The organism is Paenibacillus sabuli (assembly GCF_014705605.1).
GTDB classification, from domain to species: Bacteria; Bacillota; Bacilli; order Paenibacillales; family Paenibacillaceae; genus Paenibacillus_D; species Paenibacillus_D sabuli.
The window spans coordinates 15112-33989 of record NZ_JACXIZ010000006.1 but is presented as its reverse complement, the minus strand read 5'-3'; the positions used below and the strand labels follow the sequence as shown (position 1 = coordinate 33989).

Here is an 18878-nt window from a genome sequence, read left to right as displayed (position 1 = left end):
TTTGCGCTGGCATCCTCAACTCGTTTATTTAGCGTATTAAACGTCATTAACCATGAAGGGGATGAACAATTCGCGCCTGCAGTGGTATAGTTAGGAAGACGGTTAAAAAAAGACGGAAAGTTGGAATGATGACTCTTGAATAAAAAATCCGGCGGCTTGCTGGTGGCGGCGCTCTTCATCGCCGCGCTCAACCTGCGGCCGGCCATTAATTCGATTGCACCGCTGCTGGAGACGCTGCGCGAGGAGCTCCAGATCAGCGCCTCGTTCGCCGGGCTGCTGACGGCTATCCCGGTGCTGTGCATGGGGCTATTCTCCCCGGTGGCGGCGGGCATGGCGAGGCGGTGGGGGATCGAGCGCGTCATCGGCACGGCGCTCGTGCTGATCGGCGCGGGCACGGCTCTGCGCTTCTATGCGCATTCGCCGCTCGTGCTGATCGTGACCGCCTTCGGCGCGGGACTGGGGATCGCTTCGGTCAGTCCGCTGCTCTCGGGCTTCATCAAGCGCTACTTCCCGGGCCGGATCTCCTGGATGATTGCAATCTACACGACGGCGCTGACGATCGGCGCCGCGCTGGCCTCCTCGCTCTCGGCGCCGCTGCAGGCGGCGGCGGGCGGCAGCTGGCGGATCGCGCTCGGCAGCTGGTCGCTGCTGGCTGTGCTGGCTGTGCCCATCTGGTGGCTGTTCGTGCTGCGGCGCATGCCGGCGCGCGCGCCGGCGGCCGGGGCGGAGGGCCTGCCGGACGGGCGGATGCCATGGGGCAGCGGCAAGGCGTGGCTGTTGACGATCTCGTTCGGCCTGATGGCGATGCTATTCTATGCGGTGACGGCCTGGCTGCCGCCGATCATTGAGGGCATGGGCTATACCAAGGCCTACGCCGGCTATGCGCTGACCGGCTTCGTCTTGATTCAGATCCCGGCGGCGATCATGCTGCCCGCGCTGCTGCAGCGCAAGCCGAGCCGCATGCTGTGGCTGCTCGCCGCCTCGGGCGTCGAGCTGAGCGGCTTCCTGCTGCTGCTGCTCGGCTTCCAGCCGTGGCTGGCGGCGCTGCTCATCGGCGTCGGCGCAGGCACGGTCTTCCCGCTCAATCTGATGCTGCCGATCGACGCGGCGGATACGCCGGAGGCGGCGGCCTCGTGGGCGGCGATGACCCAGTCGGCGGGCTATGTGATCGGCTCGCTGGGGCCGCTGCTGCTCGGCTGGGTGCATGATTGGAGCGGGAGCTTCGTGCCGGCCGTCTGGTGCATGATCGGCATCATGGTGCTGATGATCCTCGTGCAGCTCCTCGTCGGCCGCACGCTCGCGCGCTCGTCCGCGTCCGAGGGCGGACTGGCGGCGGCTCAGGCCGGCGAATCGCGCTGACCCGCCCTGCAGCAGGATGATGGGAGCCGCTGACGCTGACCGGCGAGTGAGCGCGGACGTCGCGGAGACACGAAGGCGGATGGGCAAGCGTCGACAGGAGACGGCGGCTCGGCCAGCATGGACGCCACAAGGCGGCTCGGTCAATTGTCGCAAGCAGCGCATGCGGGAGGCCGGAGGTAAGCAGGCAGAGCGTCAAGTGCAGGCAGGCGAGGCCAGAAGGGGGCAAGCGCGATGTATATCGGGATCGACGGCTGCCGCGGCGGCTGGGTGGCGGCGCGGCTGGAGGCACCGTCCGGCGGACCTATCCGGCCGGGCGCTGCCCTCGGCGCAGCCGCGGTACCCGTCCGGCTGCGCTGGGAGCTGACGGATGATCTGACGACGTGGTGGGCAGGCGGGGAGATCCGGGCGCGGCGCGTGCTGCTGGACATGCCGCTCGGCCTGCAGCGCCGCGGCCGCCGCGCCTGCGACGTGCAGGCGATGGAGCGGCTCGGCCCGGTCGGCCGGCGACGCTGCTTCCACGCGCCGAGCTGGCGCGCGCTGGCGCGCTGGCGGCAGCTGCATGAGCAGGAGGCGCCTGGGGCGGATACGGATGAGTCTGATACGCGTGGACGCGCCAGGCGGCGCGTCATCTATGACCAGGTCAATGCCTGCAATGCCGAGGATACCGGGCTCAATCTGACGCCGCCGGGCTACGCGCTGCTGCCTCGGATCGACGAGGCGCGTCGCTTCGTGATCGGCTGCGGGCTCGCGGACCAGGTGCGCGAGGCGCATCCGGAGCTGATGTTCATGGCGCTCGGCGGCGGCGAGCTGCTGCCGACCAAGCACGCCGCGGAGGGGCTGGCGGCGCGGCGCCGGCTGCTCTTGCAAGCGCTGCCCGAATCAGCGGCCGCGCTGGAAGCGGCATCCGCCGGACTCGGCGCGGGCCGGCTGCGCGCCAAGCCGGACGACCTGTACGATGCGGCCGTGCTGGCGGTGGCGGGCCTGCTCCTGGACGAGCAGCCGCAGCGCGCGATCTGGCTGCCGCCTCGCGGCGGCACAGCGCCGCGGCTGCGTGATCCGGACGGGCTGCCTGTGGAGATCGTCGGCGTATTGCCTTGAAAGTATAGAAAGAATATGATTTCGCATATCCTTGTCTAACTTTCTCGGAACGAAACGCACTGCGCTGCCAAAGGACAGCGACAGCCGTTTCGCCTTGACGATGGGGAGACCGTAGGCTGAAGATGTGTGAGTGTGATGCGCGATGCGCGATGCGTGGTGCATGATGCGAGATACGAGATACGAGATACGAGATACGAGATACGAGATACATGGGCTGTACGCTGCAGCTGCATGCGACGAGTGACGCGACGAACAAGCGATGTGCACACACGAACGGAAGGAGAGAGAGGCATGCGGTATGTGATGATCCTGTTCGGAATCCTGCTGCTGGCGGTCTCCGCGCCGGTGATGCTCGCGATCGGCGGCGAGCTCTGGACCCAGCAGCGGGTGCAGCAGAGCTATGAGATCGAGCGGCTGCGAGCGAATGCGGGCGGCGTGGGCACGGTGGAGGTGCTGGCGGACGGCCAAGGGGTCCAGGCGGACGGTGTGACGCTGCGCAATCTGCTCTTGTTCGGCGGCGAGGAGCGCGAGCTCGAGTCGCGGGAGGATTATGCGGCCGTGCTGGCCGAGGCGAGCGACGCGCCCGAGGTGCGGTACGTGCGTGAGTACCGCTGGGCAGGCAACGTGATCCGGGTCGAGGACCTGATCGAGCAGTCGGCCGAAGGGGGCGAGGCGGCCAGGACCCTGGCGCCGCTGGGCACCGCCGTCAATGGCCGGGACTGGACCGATCCCGCGCTCGTCACGGTGCGGCCGGGCTTCCTCGACGAGAATCGCTATCACGGCTATTGGGGCATGCTGCGGGTGCAGCCTCGCGGCGAGGAGGCGCGGCTCGTCCTGATGCAGCGGGTGTCGGGGCCGGAGTTCGGCCGGGAGGAAGACCTGGCCTGGCGCGCGCTGACCGTGCACCCCAACGGCGGCGTCGACGAGACGCTGATCGCCTACGAGACGCGCGACGAGACGCCGCAACTGGTCGATGCGATCAATGCGGCGTGGGCTTCGCCGATCTCGCTGGGTTACAAGTCGAATGTGCTGATGGGCTGGCCGACGATCGTCTTCCCGTTGCTGTATCCGCTCGGGACGGGGGCGCTCGGACTGCTGCTGCTCGGCGGCGGCGTGCTGGTCATCCTGATCCGGCGCGCGCGGCGCCGCAGGCCGGCTGTCGGCACGGAGTGACGGGATCGGCATGCGGAAGGGGCGAATGCGATGACGAGCATGCAACAGGAGCTGCCGGAGCGGGCACAGCGCTGGGTGTGCGCGGCGCTCGGCGAGGGGACGCGGATCACGAGCGTCCGGCCACTGGCGGGCGGGATCTCCTCGCTGGTGCATCTGCTGGCGGTGGAGAACGGCGCGGCGCGGTGCGAGCTGGTGCTGCGGCGCTTCGACAATGCCCGGTGGCTGCGCGAGGAGCCGGAGCTGGCCGAGCACGAGGCCGCCAGTCTGGCGCTGGCGCAGCGCTGCGGCGTCGGCGCACCGCGGGCCGTTGCGTACGACACGAGCGGGGCAGGCTGCGGCATGCCGGCGGTGCTGATGACCAAGGTCGAAGGCGAGAATGTGCTGCGGCCGGTCGATCTGCCGTCCTGGCTGGACGAGCTGGCCCGCACGCTGGCGGCGATTCACCGGTCGGATGCGGACCGCATCGACGCGGACGGCGGCGCCCGGGCCGATTGTCAACCGGACGATGCGGAGTCGGAGCGGCCGGATGCGGGCATCTCGGACGTGCGGCCGTCTCGGGTGGGCGCGGGGGATGCGGACGCGAGGTCGTTTCGCTGGCGCTATTTCACCTATGTGGATCTGACGCGGCAGCCGGACCTGAGCTGGTCCGCTGCGCCGGCGCGCTGGCAGGCGGCGCTGGCGCGCGTGCGGGGCCCTCGGCCGGAGCCGCAGCTGCGCTTCATCCACTGCGATTATCACGCGGCGAACGTGCTCTGGCATGGCGGGCGCATCTGCGCGGTCGTCGATTGGGTCAACGCCTGCATCGGTCCGGTCGGCGTGGATGTCGGCCATTGCCGGGTCGACCTGGCGCAGCTGCATGGTGTGGCGGCGGCGGATCTTTTTTTGGAGGCGTATGTTCGGCATGCGGGTCCAGACTTCCGGTACGAGCTGTACTGGGACTTGTTGTCGGCCATCGACGTGTTGGAGGATGCACCGGGCGTCTACGGCGGCTGGGCCGCGCTCGGCGTGACCGATCTGACGCCGCAGCTCGTGCGCGGGCGGCTCGACGCTTATGTCGCCAGTCTGCTAGCGCGCGCGGAGGAAGACTGACGGGCGTGCGGCAATGCCAGTCAGACATGCAGGCGAGCATGCGGCAATGCCGATCAGACGTGCAAACGGGCGTGCAACGATGCCGATCAGACATACAAGGTCGCACCAGTCTATTGACAATCGTTGGGCCGGTTCTTGCGCCATCACATCTACATAAGGGAGAGAGTATAATGAAGCAACAGGGGGAGCCGTTTGTATTTGTCGGGACAGAGCCGCAGCCCCTGCGCCATCGGCCGGCGCAAGGTGAGCCGGTCGTTCTTCATTCGCCTGCGGGAGTGGAGGAGACATACGAAGAGGGGCAGGATTATCTCGTCGATTACGGAGCGGCCACGATCACGCGCACGGCGGACAGTCGCATCCCGGATTGGCGGGTGCATCCGCACTATGGCGTCAAGCGCTTCGACCATATGCAGTATGCGGACGGGTCCAACACGCGATACACCTGCTACGCCGACTATGTCCGTGCGCCAGGCCGGGAGGCGGAGGTGCTGAATGAGGCAGCTACGGCTCGAGGCAGTAGAGCTGACGCGGAGTCGCGCCTTTCGGCGGCGTCATTGTCCGCAGGAGAGCCGGTCGGAGCAAGTGGCGATGAGGCGTCGCCGATCGGGGCCGATGTGCCGAGTGCGGGACTGCCGGCAGAGATGGACGAGCCGGCTGATGCGAGCCGGCCCGGATCGGGGACGCAAGCCGGTGGGACGCAGGCCGGTGCTGCCAACGCCGTTATCATGCGGCTGCAGGCGCGACTGGAGGCGGGCGGCCGGCTGACCTATCTGGTGCTCGGCGACAGCATCAGCACGGGAGCGGAGGCGAGCGAGCCGGCGCTGGGCTATCCGGAGCGGACCGCGGCAGCGCTGCGCGCGGCGCATCCCGGGACGGCGATCCGCGTCGTCAATGGCGCTGTCGGCGGGGAGAACACGCGGGGCGCGCTGGCGCGCATCGACGAGGCGTTGGTGCGAGAGGTCGCACCCGAGCTGGTCACGATCGGCTACGGCATGAACGATCAGAATGCGCGTCTGGACGGCGTCGGCAACAGTGTGCCTTCGGCGGAATTCGCTGCCAATCTGGAGGAGCTGATCGCTCGCGTTCGCCGTGCCTCAGAGGCCGAGATTGTGCTGCTCACGCCATGTGTGCCCAATCCGCAGTGGCAGCACGCCAGTGCGAACGTGGAGGACTATGCGGAGGCAATTCGCGCGGTCGGCCGCCGCGCCGGCGTGCCGGTGGCCGACGTCCAGCCGGCCTGGCTGGAGGAGCTCGCGGCAGGCAAGTCGCATCAGAGCCTGCTGCGCAACAATATCAATCACCCAGGCGACTATGGGCACGCCCTGTACGCGGCGGTGCTGGGCAGCCTGCTGCTCTGGGCGCGATAGATAGCCTGAGACCGCAGCGGACTGCAGACCCGGCGTGGCACGCAGTTGCTACGTTGCCCATCATTGCCCCATAGTCGCTAGGTCGCCCATCATTGCCCCGTAGTCGCTACATCGCCCATCATGCTGCGATGCACATGCAGGCAGGGCTTGGCCCGTAATCCCATATCCACCCGCCGTGCGGCCTTCCGCACGACGGGTGTTTTTTTGGAACCGCCCAACGAACTCGATCGCACCATGCTGGTACCGCGAAGGGCTCGCCCGCGATGCCGCGGATATGCGCTTCCCCGCTGACCGCGCCGTAGATCGCGTTGTGGTCGATGCACCAAGACGCCGGTTGGCGAACTGCAAAAATACATTTCAATTGGTGCCGGATTGCTTATTTTAGCGGCTGAACTGCATATGTGCAGTTTAAAAATCGCTTTCCGGCCGACTTTGGCGATAATAAGCCGATTTAACTGCATTTTTACAGTTCACCACGTTCAAATGGACATATCTCGCTGAATGTACTGCACTTTTACAGTTCAGGAGATAGGCGATGTTAGGCGATGAGTACAATTGGCATCATTGCGTACGAAGCACGGCTAGAGTAACCAGTAACCGCACAGGGAAGCAGCGTCAAGTTCTGCTTGATTCCCAGCAGGTATCCTCACGCGTTCGGACAAGCGCCCATGTACGATCGAAGCCAGTGGATCATGCGTCCCTGGGTGGCCCCATGCGCCCCGGAGCCCGGCATGCATCCCTCGTGCAAATCCGCTATACTGGTACATACCGGTGCGCCCTCGCGCGTGGATGGCCGAGTTGTCGGTCAATGCATTTCGCGGCAGGGCGCAACCAACCCGGGTCCAAGAAAGGGTGTGCCTGCCATGCTGTTCATCGACAATCGCGGCATCACGGATGCGGCGCTCAATCTGGCGCTGGAGGAGTACGCGCTGTACAATCTGCCACTGGACGAGCCTTGTCTGCTATTCTATATCAACGCGCCGTCGATCATCGTTGGCCGCAATCAGAATACGATCGAGGAGGTCAACAGCGACTATGTCGCGAGCCGCGGCATCCAGGTCGTGCGCCGGCTCTCCGGCGGCGGTGCGGTGTACCACGATCTGGGCAACCTCAACTACAGCATTCTGACGAAGGACGACGGCCAGTCGTTCCACAACTTCGCCCGCTTCACCAAGCCGGTCACCGACGCGCTCAACAAGATGGGCGTGCCCGCCGCGCTCACCGGGCGCAACGACATCCAGGTGGAGGAGCGCAAAATTTCCGGAAATGCGCAATTCTTCTCCAAGGGACGAATCTTCACACACGGCACGCTGCTGTTCGATTCGGAGCTGACGGAGGTGGCGAATGCGCTCAAGGTGAAGCCGATCAAGATCGCCTCCAAAAGCACCAAGTCGGTGCGCGGCCGCGTGGCGAATATCTCGGAGTTCCTGCCGGAGCGGATGCGGATCGAGGAATTTCGGCGAATGCTGCTGCGCGAGCTGTTCGGCTGCGCGCCGGAGGAGGTCCCGGTCTATCCGATGACCGAGCACGAATGGGAGGAGGTGCGCCGGATCGCCGATGCGCGCTACCGGAGCTGGGATTGGAACTATGGCCGCTCGCCGGAGAGCAACATCGAGCATACGCTCAAGTTCCCGTCCGGTATCATCGACATGCGGCTGCTCGTCAAGGACGGACGGATCGAGCAGGTGCGGCTGTTCGGCGATTACTTCGGCGCCCACGACGTCGCGGAGCTGGAGACGCTGCTGGTCGGCGTGCGCTATGACGAGGCTGCGCTGGACGCGGTGCTGGCGCAGGTCGAGCTGGCGCGCTACTTCGGCGCAATTGAGCGCAGCGACCTGCTCGATCTGCTGCTGCCGACGCGCGGCGCAGAGGCGTAAGCCGTCGAGCGGGCGACTGTCCCCGCCAATCGACCAAGCCATGCGCGCGGGAAGACGCGAGCAGGCAAGGCGAAATGGATGACGCCATCTCTGGCGGCGACACATCAAAAAAGAGAGGCCGGCTGCCGCACGGGCAGCTTCCGGCCTCTCTTTGTCGTCATTGCCGCTAAAGCCCGCCGAACTGCTCAACTGGAGGACTGCGATTGGGAACTGGTTGGTGGCTGCGACTGGGACGGAGGACGAGACTGAGTATCGGACTGGGACGGAGCCTGAGACTGGAATAGAGATTGCGACTTGGTCTGATTCTGTGATTGAGCCTGGGACTGGGACTGCGTCTGATCCTGGGACTGCGATAGGGCCTGAGCCTGAGCCTCAGATTTACCTTGAGCTTGGGCGTGGGCTTGAGCTGGTGGTTGGGGCTTGGATTGCGTCTCGGTCTGCGCCTGCGCCTGCGATTTGGCCGGGCGGGCCGGCCTGGCCCTCTCTGCATCGAAGACTTCGCGCAACTCGGCCATTTTACGCGCATCGTCGAGCGGCACCTTGCCCCTGAGGAATTGCTCGGTCACCGTCTCCCACTTCGGCTCGGCCTTCTGTGCGCGGATCGTACGGATGGCCTGCTTGACGAAGCGGCGCTCTTTGGCGTTGGTGAAGACGTCCTTGTAGTGCTGCTGCTGCGACAGATCGAGCTGATCGAAGACGGCGCGGAAGATTTCGGCGGTCATCTTGGCGTCGTCGAGCGCACGGTGCGCATTGCCGCTCGCTTCGATGCCGAGCTCCTCCATCGCCTTCTCCGGGCTGACGTCGTTGGTGAGGCCCTTGCAGCGCAGATAGCCCTTGAGCAGGTCAAAGTAAGGCGTGCTCAGCCACTGGCTGTCGTCGAGCTTGTGCATGCGGGTATCGAAGACGATCCGCTTGAGATCCTCGCCGCCCCAGGTGACGAGCACGGTGTCTTTGCCGTCAGCCGCATCGCCGAGCCAGCGCCGGAAGGCGCCGATCACCTTGGGGAAGTTATCCGCGGCGTCGATCCCTTCCTGGGGGATGCCGGTTTTTTTCCTGATAAAACTGTTGAGCTTGGCGAAGTAGCGCGGCTTGATGAGCGAGGAGAATTCCCCCGTGAGCCGCAACTGCTCATCGAGGCGCACCGCACCGATCTCAATCACCTCCATCGGCAGCTCGCTCGCGAACTTGCGGCCGTTGAATTCAATGTCCATGACAATATATTGCATCGTTGTGTTGCCCCCGTTCTGTTATGCTGGTCTGTATCTATTCTACCAGAATTCGCCGCGTGCACGCGAGCCCTTTGCCGACGAATGTTTCGTTTGGCTTCCGTCGTCGGTTTGACCTGCTGGCAACGTATTGGGGAGAGATGCTGCCGCTCGTTTAGTACTCGTCTGTTCGTGTCGCCCCGGGGCCACTGCCGGCGCTTCGCTGTCCGGAGTTGTCTTCGAAAGCGCTTTGGCCTGCGTCTGTTGTCTGTTATGAAGGTAACGATAATATTAAGAAGGGCCAGGGCGATCTCCGTTCTCAGTGTAGGCTGTGTACAGGTCCAAAAAAACTGAACCTTAGTAAAAAATTTGAGGTAGGAACGTCATTCTTTTTCTTTTAAACTGAGGTTGTATTTTACTTAAGAGGAGCTGATGGAATGGGAAAGCGAAGCATTTCGATCGTATTTGCGATTATGATGAGTCTCCCGTTTTTTTATTTGACAGATACTGGATACAGGGATCATGCCGCCGCTCAAAATGAAAGCGCGCTCTTTGTGTCTGTGGATGGAGACGACGGGAACGTGGGAACCATGGCTGCACCGTTTGCGACGCTTCAGAGGGCACAGCAAGCGATCCGTGACATCAAGATGAACGAAGGCCTTCCGGCAGGCGGAATCACGGTATACCTGAGGGAAGGCGATTATCATTTTACGGAGACTTGGCAGATTGGACAAGCCGATTCGGGAGAGGCGGGCGCGCCGATTGTATATCGGTCGTATCCCGGCGAACGGGCTTCGTTAAAAGGAGGGTATCGGCTGGATCCAAATCTATTTTCACTGGTGAACGACCCGGATATCCTGGACAGGCTTCCTGCAGAAGCTCAGGGACAGGTATGGGAGTATGACTTGCTTGGTGATGGGATTACAGCGTATGGAGAGCTCCCTTTTTATGGCCACAGCATGTATTATGTTTCCGAGGTCTACCCGGAACTGCAGACCGGACCTCCCGCTTCGGAGCTGTTTTTCAATGATGAGGTCTTAACGTTGTCGCGGTGGCCGAATGAAGAATTTGAGACGGTCGCAAGCGTCGTCTACCAGGGATCGATTCCGCGCGACTATTATGACAACCCGGCGCTAACGGAAGATCCGTACCAAGGATTTGTGATTGGTTATGACGGGGATCGACCGTCCCGTTGGACAGAGGCGGAGGACATCTGGATGTATGGGTATTGGTACTATGACTGGTCGGACCAGTCGTTGCAGGTTGAGTCCGTCGATCGGATTACCAAGCAGATAACATCCAAGCAACCGAGCGCGTACGGCGTGAGGAGCAATCAGCGCTACTACGTGTTTAATTTGTTGGAGGAGATCGATCTTCCGGGTGAATGGTATCTGGATCGGACGACCGGCATCTTGTACGTCTATCCACCTGATGATATTCAAGAGGCAAATGTGGAACTGTCCCTGCTGGATGACACGATGATTGTGATGACTGGGGCATCGCACATTTATTTTGAAAATCTGAATATTGAAACGATGCGTGAAACGGCTATTCGTATGACAAACAGTTCCGACAATCGCATTGCAGGCAGCACTTTTCGGAAAATTGGTCAACAGGCGGTCATTGTTAGCGGCGGTGTGCGAAATGAATTGCTCAGTAATGATTTTTATGATATCGGAGCAGGGGCCGTTCGAATGGAAGGCGGCGATCGTGTGACATTGACGCCCGGTGAACATGTTGCTGAAAACAACTATTTTTATAATTTTTCACGTATTCAATCGACCTATACACCTGCCATTTCGCTAGGAGGCGTTGGGAACAAGGCGGTTCGGAACCTGATTCGTGAAGGCCCGCATATGGGAATCAACTATTCGGGAAACGATCACTTGATCGAAGGCAATGAGTTGTTTGATCTGGTGAAGGATACTGAGGACGCGGGGGCTATCTATGGGGGGAGGAATTGGACATTCCAGGGTAACCAGATCGTTCGCAATTTTCTTCATCATCTCGGGGAGAAGGATGTCACCAGTCATGGAGTAGTCGGCATCTATCATGATGATCAGCTCTCCGGTATTCAGGCTGCTGACAATGTATTCTATAACATAGAAGGAAGAGGCGTTCTGGGTGGAGGAGGACGAGATAATGTCTTTACGAACAATATATTTATAAACGTGGGGCGGGCTATGACGTATGACGAGCGAGGCTTGACATGGAATGCAGGCGCTGCCCAGCAGGACCTGCTTAATAAATTAAATGCTATGCCCTACCAGAGCGAGCCGTGGTTGTCGAGATACCCGAGTCTATCGCAAATCCTGAGCGACGAGCCTTCGGAGCCGCGTCGGAATACGATCACCGGCAATGTGATGGTGAATACAGGAGACATGGAGCTGGTTGAACGCGTTAGCGAATATGGAACGGTCGAAAATAATGTTCATGTGCCGGAGGGGGTCGATCCGGGTTTCAAGGACCCGTCCAATTATGATTTTGGCCTGCAGGTCACATCGGCTGTGTATGATGCCTTGCCGACCTTTACAAGCATACCCTTCGATCAAATTGGTCTGTATACCGACACCTACCGACAGGCGCTTCCTCCAGTAGGACGTTTCCATCTGAACGCTCCAAGCGTGCCCGATGGCATATCCAGCCTCTTCACTCCGACACTAAGCTGGGAGCCCGCATCCGGATCACGAAGCTACCTTGTCCAGATTGCCGAAGATGCGGCTATGCAGACAGGCTTGCAGGAATGGTTGGTTGAAGAACCGCAGTTGATTCCTGAAGGCCTGATGCCCGATACTGAATATTTCTGGCGGGTGGAAGCTCAGCCGGGCGGCAAGAGCATGACCGCGCGATGGAATACAGAGGGTGTCGCAAGTTTTGCAACCGAGACATTGGACCCGCCTGTTGTTCCGAATATTGTGGAGGCCCTGGGGATAGGCACCTCCGATCCGCGTGTTGTGATTCGCTGGGAGGCTTCGGAACGGGGCGAGGGCTATCGTCTGTACCGACAGGCGCCTGGTGAGACGAGCTTTTCCCTGCTGGCCGATTCGCTCGAGACCTATGCGTATACGGATACGGATGTGGTGTTGTCCGGGCAATACAGTTATAAACTTACTGCATATAATGCAGCAGGTGAAAGTGCGATGTCTGGCACAAGCGAAGTGACGATTAGTCCCTTAAGCCTGACATCTGTGGATATGGTTCCGACACAGACTGGCCTGGCAGTGGACGAAACGGTACAAATTCAACTGCAAGGCACCGGGAGCAACGGGGAGGTTCCTTTGACTGGAACAGTGGATGCCTCGTATACAAGCAGTAATCCGTCTTTAGCTTCAATTAACTCGGCAGGTGAAGTAACCGGACATTCTCCCGGGATTGTTCATATTGAAGTGGAGATGGCCGTTGCCGGACAAGCTGATCTTAAAAATACGCTTACCGTGATCATCTATTCAGAAATAATGGCCGAGGAACGTTTTGAAACGGAGCAATACAGCAACGAGCGAAGCCGAACAGGAGATCGAAGCGCGAAGTTGGTACTGGATCAGCAAAGTACAAATTTTATCTTTAATCGTGTAACCGGAGTGGCTGAGGCCTGGTTCTACGATGACGGCCAATCTTCCAAAGAGGCGATGGTCAATCTGATGTCGGGCTCAACGGAGCTATTTCGAATCGGCGTAGTCTACCAGATGTCTGACTACCGGATCCGCAACATGCCGGGTACCGAAAAAATTGCGACCTCGGTCGACAGAAGCGTGGGCTGGCATCAGGTCCTATTTGATTTGAGCGATACACAAAGGCGAACGATTTATTTGGATGGGGAACAGGTATATGAAGATTACCAAACGCATAATGGCTTCACTCGAATGGGAGGCATTGATTATTGGGTGGATAATCGGATTTCCAACATGTTTTTTGATGATTTTGTCGCCTACGGGGTTGAAGCGAACTCCAATCCTTCATAAGTAGAGCGTGCTTCTTTCTCTCAATCCGTTGCTTGAGGATGCGGAGGCCCGGGATGCCGGTGTCGGCACGTTGATCTTGCCGGATGGTGTGCTTGACTTCAATATCTGTCCCACACAGAGGAATAGCCCGGGGGTACAGGTCGATTATTTGAGAATGAACGACCTGCCTTCCGGGCAAAGCTGGATCTGTCTCGAAATTGGCAGGGCTCTGGTATTCGGGCCAGCCATCGGACTGAACTGTCCCGGGCCCGCAACAACCAATAAGCCGGAGCAGATTGAACTGCAGCGGTGGGCAGGCCGACAAACGTTTCTTGAAACTGTGGACTTGTTGTCTTGCAAGAATTCAGTGATGAGGGTAGTATTCAAATCAAAGGCTTGGACGATGCGGAACCTGAGGATAGTGGCTTGGTACCGGGACAACCAGAACTGTCCGATAACAGTGGATAGGCTCATGGCTTGAATGACGGTAATTTCACATTGGCCATGAATATGTGGTGGGGCAACAACGGGACGAGCCTCAAATTGTATGAGAATGGGCAGTTTCTCAAGGAGCTGGAGCTGGAGGATTTCTCTCCGCAGCGCCAGCACATTGAGGTGGGACTTCGGGACAGAGCGTACGGGACCTACACGTATTCTTGCGAACTATGGCATGCAGACAAGATAGCGGATAGGGGGGGCGATCGGGTATGTATTCACTGCTTATCATGGATGATGAATTGTTTATCCGTCAAGGCATTATGGATTATGTTCCCTGGTCGGAGCTTGGCTTTGAGGTTGTTGCTTCTTTTCAGGACGGTAGCGAGGGAACTGAATATCTGGAGCGTCATCCTGTTGATGTAATAATTTCTGATATTTGTATGACAGAAGTGAGTGGTCTTGCCGTAGCAGAGTATGTATATAATCGAGCATTGCCGACAAAGGTCGTCTTATTGAGCGGATACAAGGAATTTGAATATGCGAAGCAAGCGATCGCCATGAATGTGGAGCATTATTTGCTCAAGCCGATCGCTTACGAGGAGATCATGCGCATCTTCACCGGGCTGCGAAATGAACTGGACAAGGAAAGGTCGGAGAAAAAGGCCGCACAGGAAAAGGAAAGACGGCTGCAACAAATTCTTCCGCTCCTGCAGGAGCATTTTTTTTCCGATTTGCTTGCTGGTGAATTGGTGGACACGAGGGAACGCCATTCGCGCATGGATCAAGCCGGCTTGAGGACAAGTCTGGCTTCGCGCACTTGCTGCTGTGCATGGATGGAACTGGTGCACAGGAGCGGGACTGGTCCACTTGGCCGAGATGCGTACGAAGCGATCAAGGCGACGTTGCGGGTCGAGCACTCGACCTACGATGTTTTTCCATTTACGGGGAGAGGTCGCAGGCTTGGTCTGCTGGTATTTACGCATGAATGGCGATCGAGTCAGGAGATGCGGTCATGGCTGGAGGCGGAGTTGATAGAGAAGCTGGAGAAGCTACAGGGTCGGTTTGGGATCGAGCTTCGCATGCTAACGCCTGAATGCTATGCAAACGTTGATCAAATGGCCGCTAATTCGATTGTCTTTAATCCTGCACCACTGGATGGACATGAGGTAGAGGAATCGATTTTAAAGCTAGTTGAAATGGGGAAAAGCTATATTTTGCAGCATTTTAATCGAGATCTCTCATTGAATGAGGTGGCGGATCACGTCTTCTTGAATCCCTCCTATTTCAGCAGAATGTTCAAAAATGTGACGGGTATTAATTTTAGTGAGTTCCTCACGCAAACCCGTTTGGACAAAGCGATGGCGTTGATAAGGGAAGGCAACTACAAAATCTACGAAGTCAGTGAGCAGGTTGGGTTTTCAAGCAGCAAATACTTTTCCACCATTTTTAGACAAAAAATAGGGTGTACGCCTAAAGAGTATGACCGATTGATGAAGTTCAAGAGTAAGGTTGAACATCAATGAGGCTCAACAAGCGTTTTTTCCAGTCCTTGTTTAACTTTAAGTTTCAGAGTCTGTTTTTCAGAACGCTGGTGTTTATCCTGCTTGTTTTTATTTTGCCGTTTGTTTGCCTGTCCGTTGTCATCTACTCGTATATGAACGCCGCTTTTGAAGAAGAAATCACAATGACCAATTTGAACGGAGCCAGGCAGGTGCGAGAGGTAATTGACAATGTATTTGTTGAAGCGGATCGACTGGCAACCAAGCTGTCCTTGCAGAGGGAGACAGAGGTTTTTTTGGTTTCTCCGCACTCCGTTCACTTGTTGGATGGAGGCATTCGTAATATTGACCAGACGTTATCCATGTTTACGATGATATACAATCACATGGATACGATTTATGTCTATTCCGAAGTCAACGACTGGGTCATATCCAATCGTGACAGCAGTGCGCTGAGCAACTTTGAAGACCTGACCTGGTATGGGGATTACGCTGCTAACGAGGAGGAGCGTTCTTTTGTCGTGGCGCGCAAAAAAAACGGCAAGTATCCGCTCTATCTGTCACTGGTACGACCGGTCTATTTGTTTCAATCGCTAAAAGCCGGAGCGGTTATTGTTAATATGGACATGCAGAGGCTGGGCAGGTTGATTCAGCAATCCGCCCGGAGCGATTCCAAAGAATGGTATATTGTGAGCGCCGATGGCGAGGTTTACTATCATGAGGATCACGACTTGTTTTTGACCCATCTTGCACTTGCAGAGGCCTGGCCGTCATATGAGGAGTTGGAGCAAGAAGGTGTATCAGCCATTCGGGAATGGAATGGGCAGCAGAGTGTGGTGTCAATGGTTGCATCCAAGGCACACGACTGGATCTATGTGTCCGCGCAGCCATTGAACTTGTATGAAGAGAAAAGGAGGAGCCTGGTCCGCTTGCTGATCGTCTTTGTCGTAATCGGATCGGCGGTATTATTTTTTGTATCGCTACTTATCGCTTATCGGACGTATGCGCCGGTAAATCAAATTATGAGTGTCGCGCGTCGAATTGATGCACCTCCCTCACTATCCGAGCAGGATCACAACGAGCTGCGATACATCATTCGCGCCTTCGAACAGACCGAGCATTCCAAGCGTCTGATGGAAGAGGAGCTGGAGGAGCGAATGGCTGTGTTGAATAAAGCCCAAACCGCTGTGCTGCAGGCTCAGATCACCCCCCATTTTTTATTCAACACGTTGGAGATGGTGAAGTGGATGGCGATTGGCCTGACACGTGCTCCAAATGCGGTATCGGACATCATTACCGCGCTGTCACACTTGATGAAGATAAGTATGAATTCGGATCAATATCTCATTCCGATTGAGGAAGAACTGGAGCACGCACGATACTATCAGCAGGTTATGGAAAAGCGTTTTGTCGATGTGTTGCACATTCAGTGGGAAATCGATCCTGCCATTTACCGGTATAAAATGGTCAAGCTATCGCTACAGCCATTGTTGGAGAATGCGTTCTATCACGGGATTAAGCCTTTGAAGCGAAAAGGGAGAGTCATCGTTCGCGGATGGAAAGAGTCCGGGCGAATTTGCTTTGAAATTGAAGACGAAGGGGTCGGCATGTCTGCTCAGACGCAGGCGAAGGTCAACGCGACGTTGGCAGGAGAGCCCGGACTGTCTGAAGAACATATCGGGATCTACAATGTTCATGTAAGAATGAGGCTGGTGTTCGGAGAACCGTATGGCTTGAGCGTACGTAGCGAATGGGGGACAGGCACCACCTTTCTTTTGTCGCTTCCATTGCTTTCCGACGAACGTGCAGAGGATCACGACGGGCAAGTACCTCAATAGAGTACTTGTTTTTTTACTTTTAGCAGTAGTGTAAACTATCAATTCTGCATTCGTTTTTTTGCAGGTTTTATCTAGTCAAAAAACCGAACGAAACACAAAAATCTAGCGTAGTAAAGCGGCAATGCGTCCCCTAAAATAAAGAGAGAGAGGAGGGTAACGATGAAGAAATTGCGCCGACCATCCATTCGTATGGATCAATACGCGTTGTTGCTGCTGGCTGGTCCCGCTATCGTTTATTTTTTCGTATTTCACTACTTGCCAATGGTCGGCGTCGTGCTGGCCTTCAAAGACTATCGGTACCACTTGGGGATATTGGGCAGTGAGTGGGTCGGACTATCCAATTTCGACTTTTTCTTTCGCTCGGCAGATGCATGGAGGATTACGAGAAATACGGTTGGCTACAGTTTTCTGTTTATTGTAGTAGGGAACCTTACCGCTATGGTCGTCGCTCTTTTGTTGAATGAGATCAGGAACAAGTTCGCTATGAAATACTATCAGACCACCATGATCTTTCCCACTTTTTTGTCCTGGGTGTTGATTAGCTTTATTACGTATTCCTTTCTACATCCCACCTTGGGCTTATTGAATCAGTTCTTGGTTTTCTTGCACTTTGAGCCGGTTTCCTGGTTTTCGGAGCCGAAATACTGGCCGTTCATCTTGACGATTATGGATGTCTGGAAGGGAGTCGGCATGGGCAGCATTCTTTACTTCGCTTCTCTAATGGGAGTGGATGCATCCCTCTACGAAGCTGCCAGGATCGATGGAGCTAATCGTTGGAAACAAACGCTCCATATCTCCATTCCGGCGATTGTGCCAGTGGCCACCATTTTGACCATTCTGGCAATCGGCAATGCCTTTCGTGCAGACTTCGGACTTTTTTATCAGATTCCGAGAGATGTAGGGGTGCTGTACCCGACTACGGACGTGATCGACACATACATTTTCAGGGGCTTGCGAAATGGCGATGTCGGCATCACGGCAGCTACCGGATTGTTTCAATCGGCGGTTGGCTTGATCATGATCGTTGCGGTCAACAGCATCATCCGCAAATTAAAACCGGAAAATGCACTTTTCTGACAGAGGAGGGGTGAAGCGGTGCATCGCGGGATCATTCATGCGTTCTTTATCTTGTTTTCACTCGTGTTTATCATTCCAATGCTTATTGTCATTTCCATCTCTTTTTCCAATGAACAGGACATTGTGAGGGATGGATACCGACTTTTTCCCGAGAACTTTGAATGGACTGCTTATCAAATTGTATTTGCCAATCCGGAGCAAATTCTCAACGCCTACGTCGTGACGACGATTCAGGCGGTGCTGGGCACTCTCCTGAGCGTTCTGATCATGTCGCTTTGTGCGTACGCCTTATCGCGGCAAAACTTCAAATGGAGGAAGCCGATCACCCTCTTTATTTTCTTTACCATGTTGTTTGGTGGCGGATTAATCCCGACCTATATTTTGATTACGCAGTACCTTCATTTGGGGAATACGATTTGGGTGTATATTTTGCCTAGCTTGGCCAATGCCTTTTATATCATTATTTTTCGGACATTTTTCCAGGGGCTCCCGCATGATCTGGTGGAGTCGGCCAAAATGGACGGGGCCGGGGAACTTCGCATTTACTTTACCATTATGCTTCCGCTCTCCAAGCCGGTGCTCGCATCGCTTGCTTTCATGACGCTTGTGAATAAGTGGAATGATTGGTTTACGGCATTGGTGTACGTGCGTGATAACAAGCTCTACACACTCCAATATTTATTGCAACGGATACTGAAGGAGTCGGAGTTTATTAAGCAAATGAGTCGGGACATGCCGGAAAACATTAATTTGGGATCTTTTGATTTGCCGACAGAAACCGTACGTTTTGCCATGGCCATTGTGGCGGCGGGTCCAGTCATGGTTATTTTTCCCTGGTTTCAAAAGTACTTTGCACGAGGGCTGACGATCGGAGCCGTGAAAGGCTAATCCTGTTGAAGGTAAAACGAATTTGGAATGTC

The 18878-nt window shown here is 57.1% G+C and carries 12 protein-coding genes; 11 read left to right on the top strand and 1 reads right to left on the bottom strand.

Features of this window, described 5'->3' with window-relative positions; translation table 11 throughout:
* The first annotated feature begins 135 nt into the window (after nucleotides 1–135).
* The 6 genes from IDH44_RS01630 to IDH44_RS01605 all read left to right on the top strand — a co-directional run bounded on the left by IDH44_RS01630 (nucleotide 136) and on the right by IDH44_RS01605 (nucleotide 7963).
* Nucleotides 136–1359, top strand: coding sequence for an MFS transporter (locus IDH44_RS01630; protein ID WP_190914049.1), 1224 nt, complete (start codon nucleotides 136–138; stop codon nucleotides 1357–1359).
* Between the two features lie 231 nt (nucleotides 1360–1590).
* Nucleotides 1591–2457, top strand: coding sequence for a DUF429 domain-containing protein (locus tag IDH44_RS01625; protein WP_190914048.1), 867 nt, complete (start codon nucleotides 1591–1593; stop codon nucleotides 2455–2457).
* A 291-nt stretch (nucleotides 2458–2748) separates the two neighbouring features.
* Nucleotides 2749–3630, top strand: coding sequence for a hypothetical protein (locus IDH44_RS01620; RefSeq protein ID WP_190914046.1), 882 nt, complete (start codon nucleotides 2749–2751; stop codon nucleotides 3628–3630).
* Nucleotides 3631–3660: 30 nt separating this feature from the next.
* Complete coding sequence (locus tag IDH44_RS01615) at nucleotides 3661–4719, top strand: phosphotransferase family protein (protein ID WP_190914045.1); 1059 nt, start codon at nucleotides 3661–3663, stop codon at nucleotides 4717–4719.
* A gap of 170 nt (nucleotides 4720–4889) precedes the next feature.
* Nucleotides 4890–6086, top strand: a complete 1197-nt coding sequence (locus IDH44_RS01610) for an SGNH/GDSL hydrolase family protein (RefSeq protein WP_190914043.1) — start codon at nucleotides 4890–4892, stop codon at nucleotides 6084–6086.
* Nucleotides 6087–6949: 863 nt separating this feature from the next.
* Complete coding sequence (locus IDH44_RS01605; protein WP_190914042.1) at nucleotides 6950–7963, top strand: lipoate--protein ligase; 1014 nt, start codon at nucleotides 6950–6952, stop codon at nucleotides 7961–7963.
* A 185-nt stretch (nucleotides 7964–8148) separates the two neighbouring features.
* On the opposite strand, the gene IDH44_RS01600 is transcribed toward IDH44_RS01605, so the two are convergent.
* A complete protein-coding gene (locus IDH44_RS01600; RefSeq protein ID WP_190914040.1) occupies nucleotides 8149–9189 on the bottom strand; it encodes a 3'-5' exonuclease in 1041 nt (346 codons plus the stop codon).
* A 416-nt stretch (nucleotides 9190–9605) separates the two neighbouring features.
* On the opposite strand from IDH44_RS01600, the gene IDH44_RS01595 reads away from it, so the two are divergent.
* The 5 genes from IDH44_RS01595 to IDH44_RS01575 all read left to right on the top strand — a co-directional run bounded on the left by IDH44_RS01595 (nucleotide 9606) and on the right by IDH44_RS01575 (nucleotide 18846).
* Nucleotides 9606–13127, top strand: a complete 3522-nt coding sequence (locus tag IDH44_RS01595) for a right-handed parallel beta-helix repeat-containing protein (protein ID WP_190914038.1) — start codon at nucleotides 9606–9608, stop codon at nucleotides 13125–13127.
* A 686-nt stretch (nucleotides 13128–13813) separates the two neighbouring features.
* Nucleotides 13814–15067: a helix-turn-helix domain-containing protein gene (locus IDH44_RS01590; protein ID WP_190914036.1), complete on the top strand. Its 1254-nt coding sequence runs from the start codon at nucleotides 13814–13816 to the stop codon at nucleotides 15065–15067.
* A complete protein-coding gene (locus IDH44_RS01585) occupies nucleotides 15064–16881 on the top strand; it encodes a sensor histidine kinase (RefSeq protein ID WP_190914034.1) in 1818 nt (605 codons plus the stop codon). Before IDH44_RS01590 ends, IDH44_RS01585 begins: the two co-directional genes overlap by 4 nt.
* 159 nt (nucleotides 16882–17040) lie before the next feature.
* On the top strand, nucleotides 17041–17958 hold the full coding sequence (locus IDH44_RS01580) for an ABC transporter permease (RefSeq protein ID WP_190914032.1): 918 nt from the start codon (nucleotides 17041–17043) through the stop codon (nucleotides 17956–17958).
* Between the two features lie 18 nt (nucleotides 17959–17976).
* A complete protein-coding gene (locus tag IDH44_RS01575; RefSeq protein ID WP_317890086.1) occupies nucleotides 17977–18846 on the top strand; it encodes a carbohydrate ABC transporter permease in 870 nt (289 codons plus the stop codon).
* The last annotated feature ends 32 nt before the right edge of the window (nucleotides 18847–18878 follow it).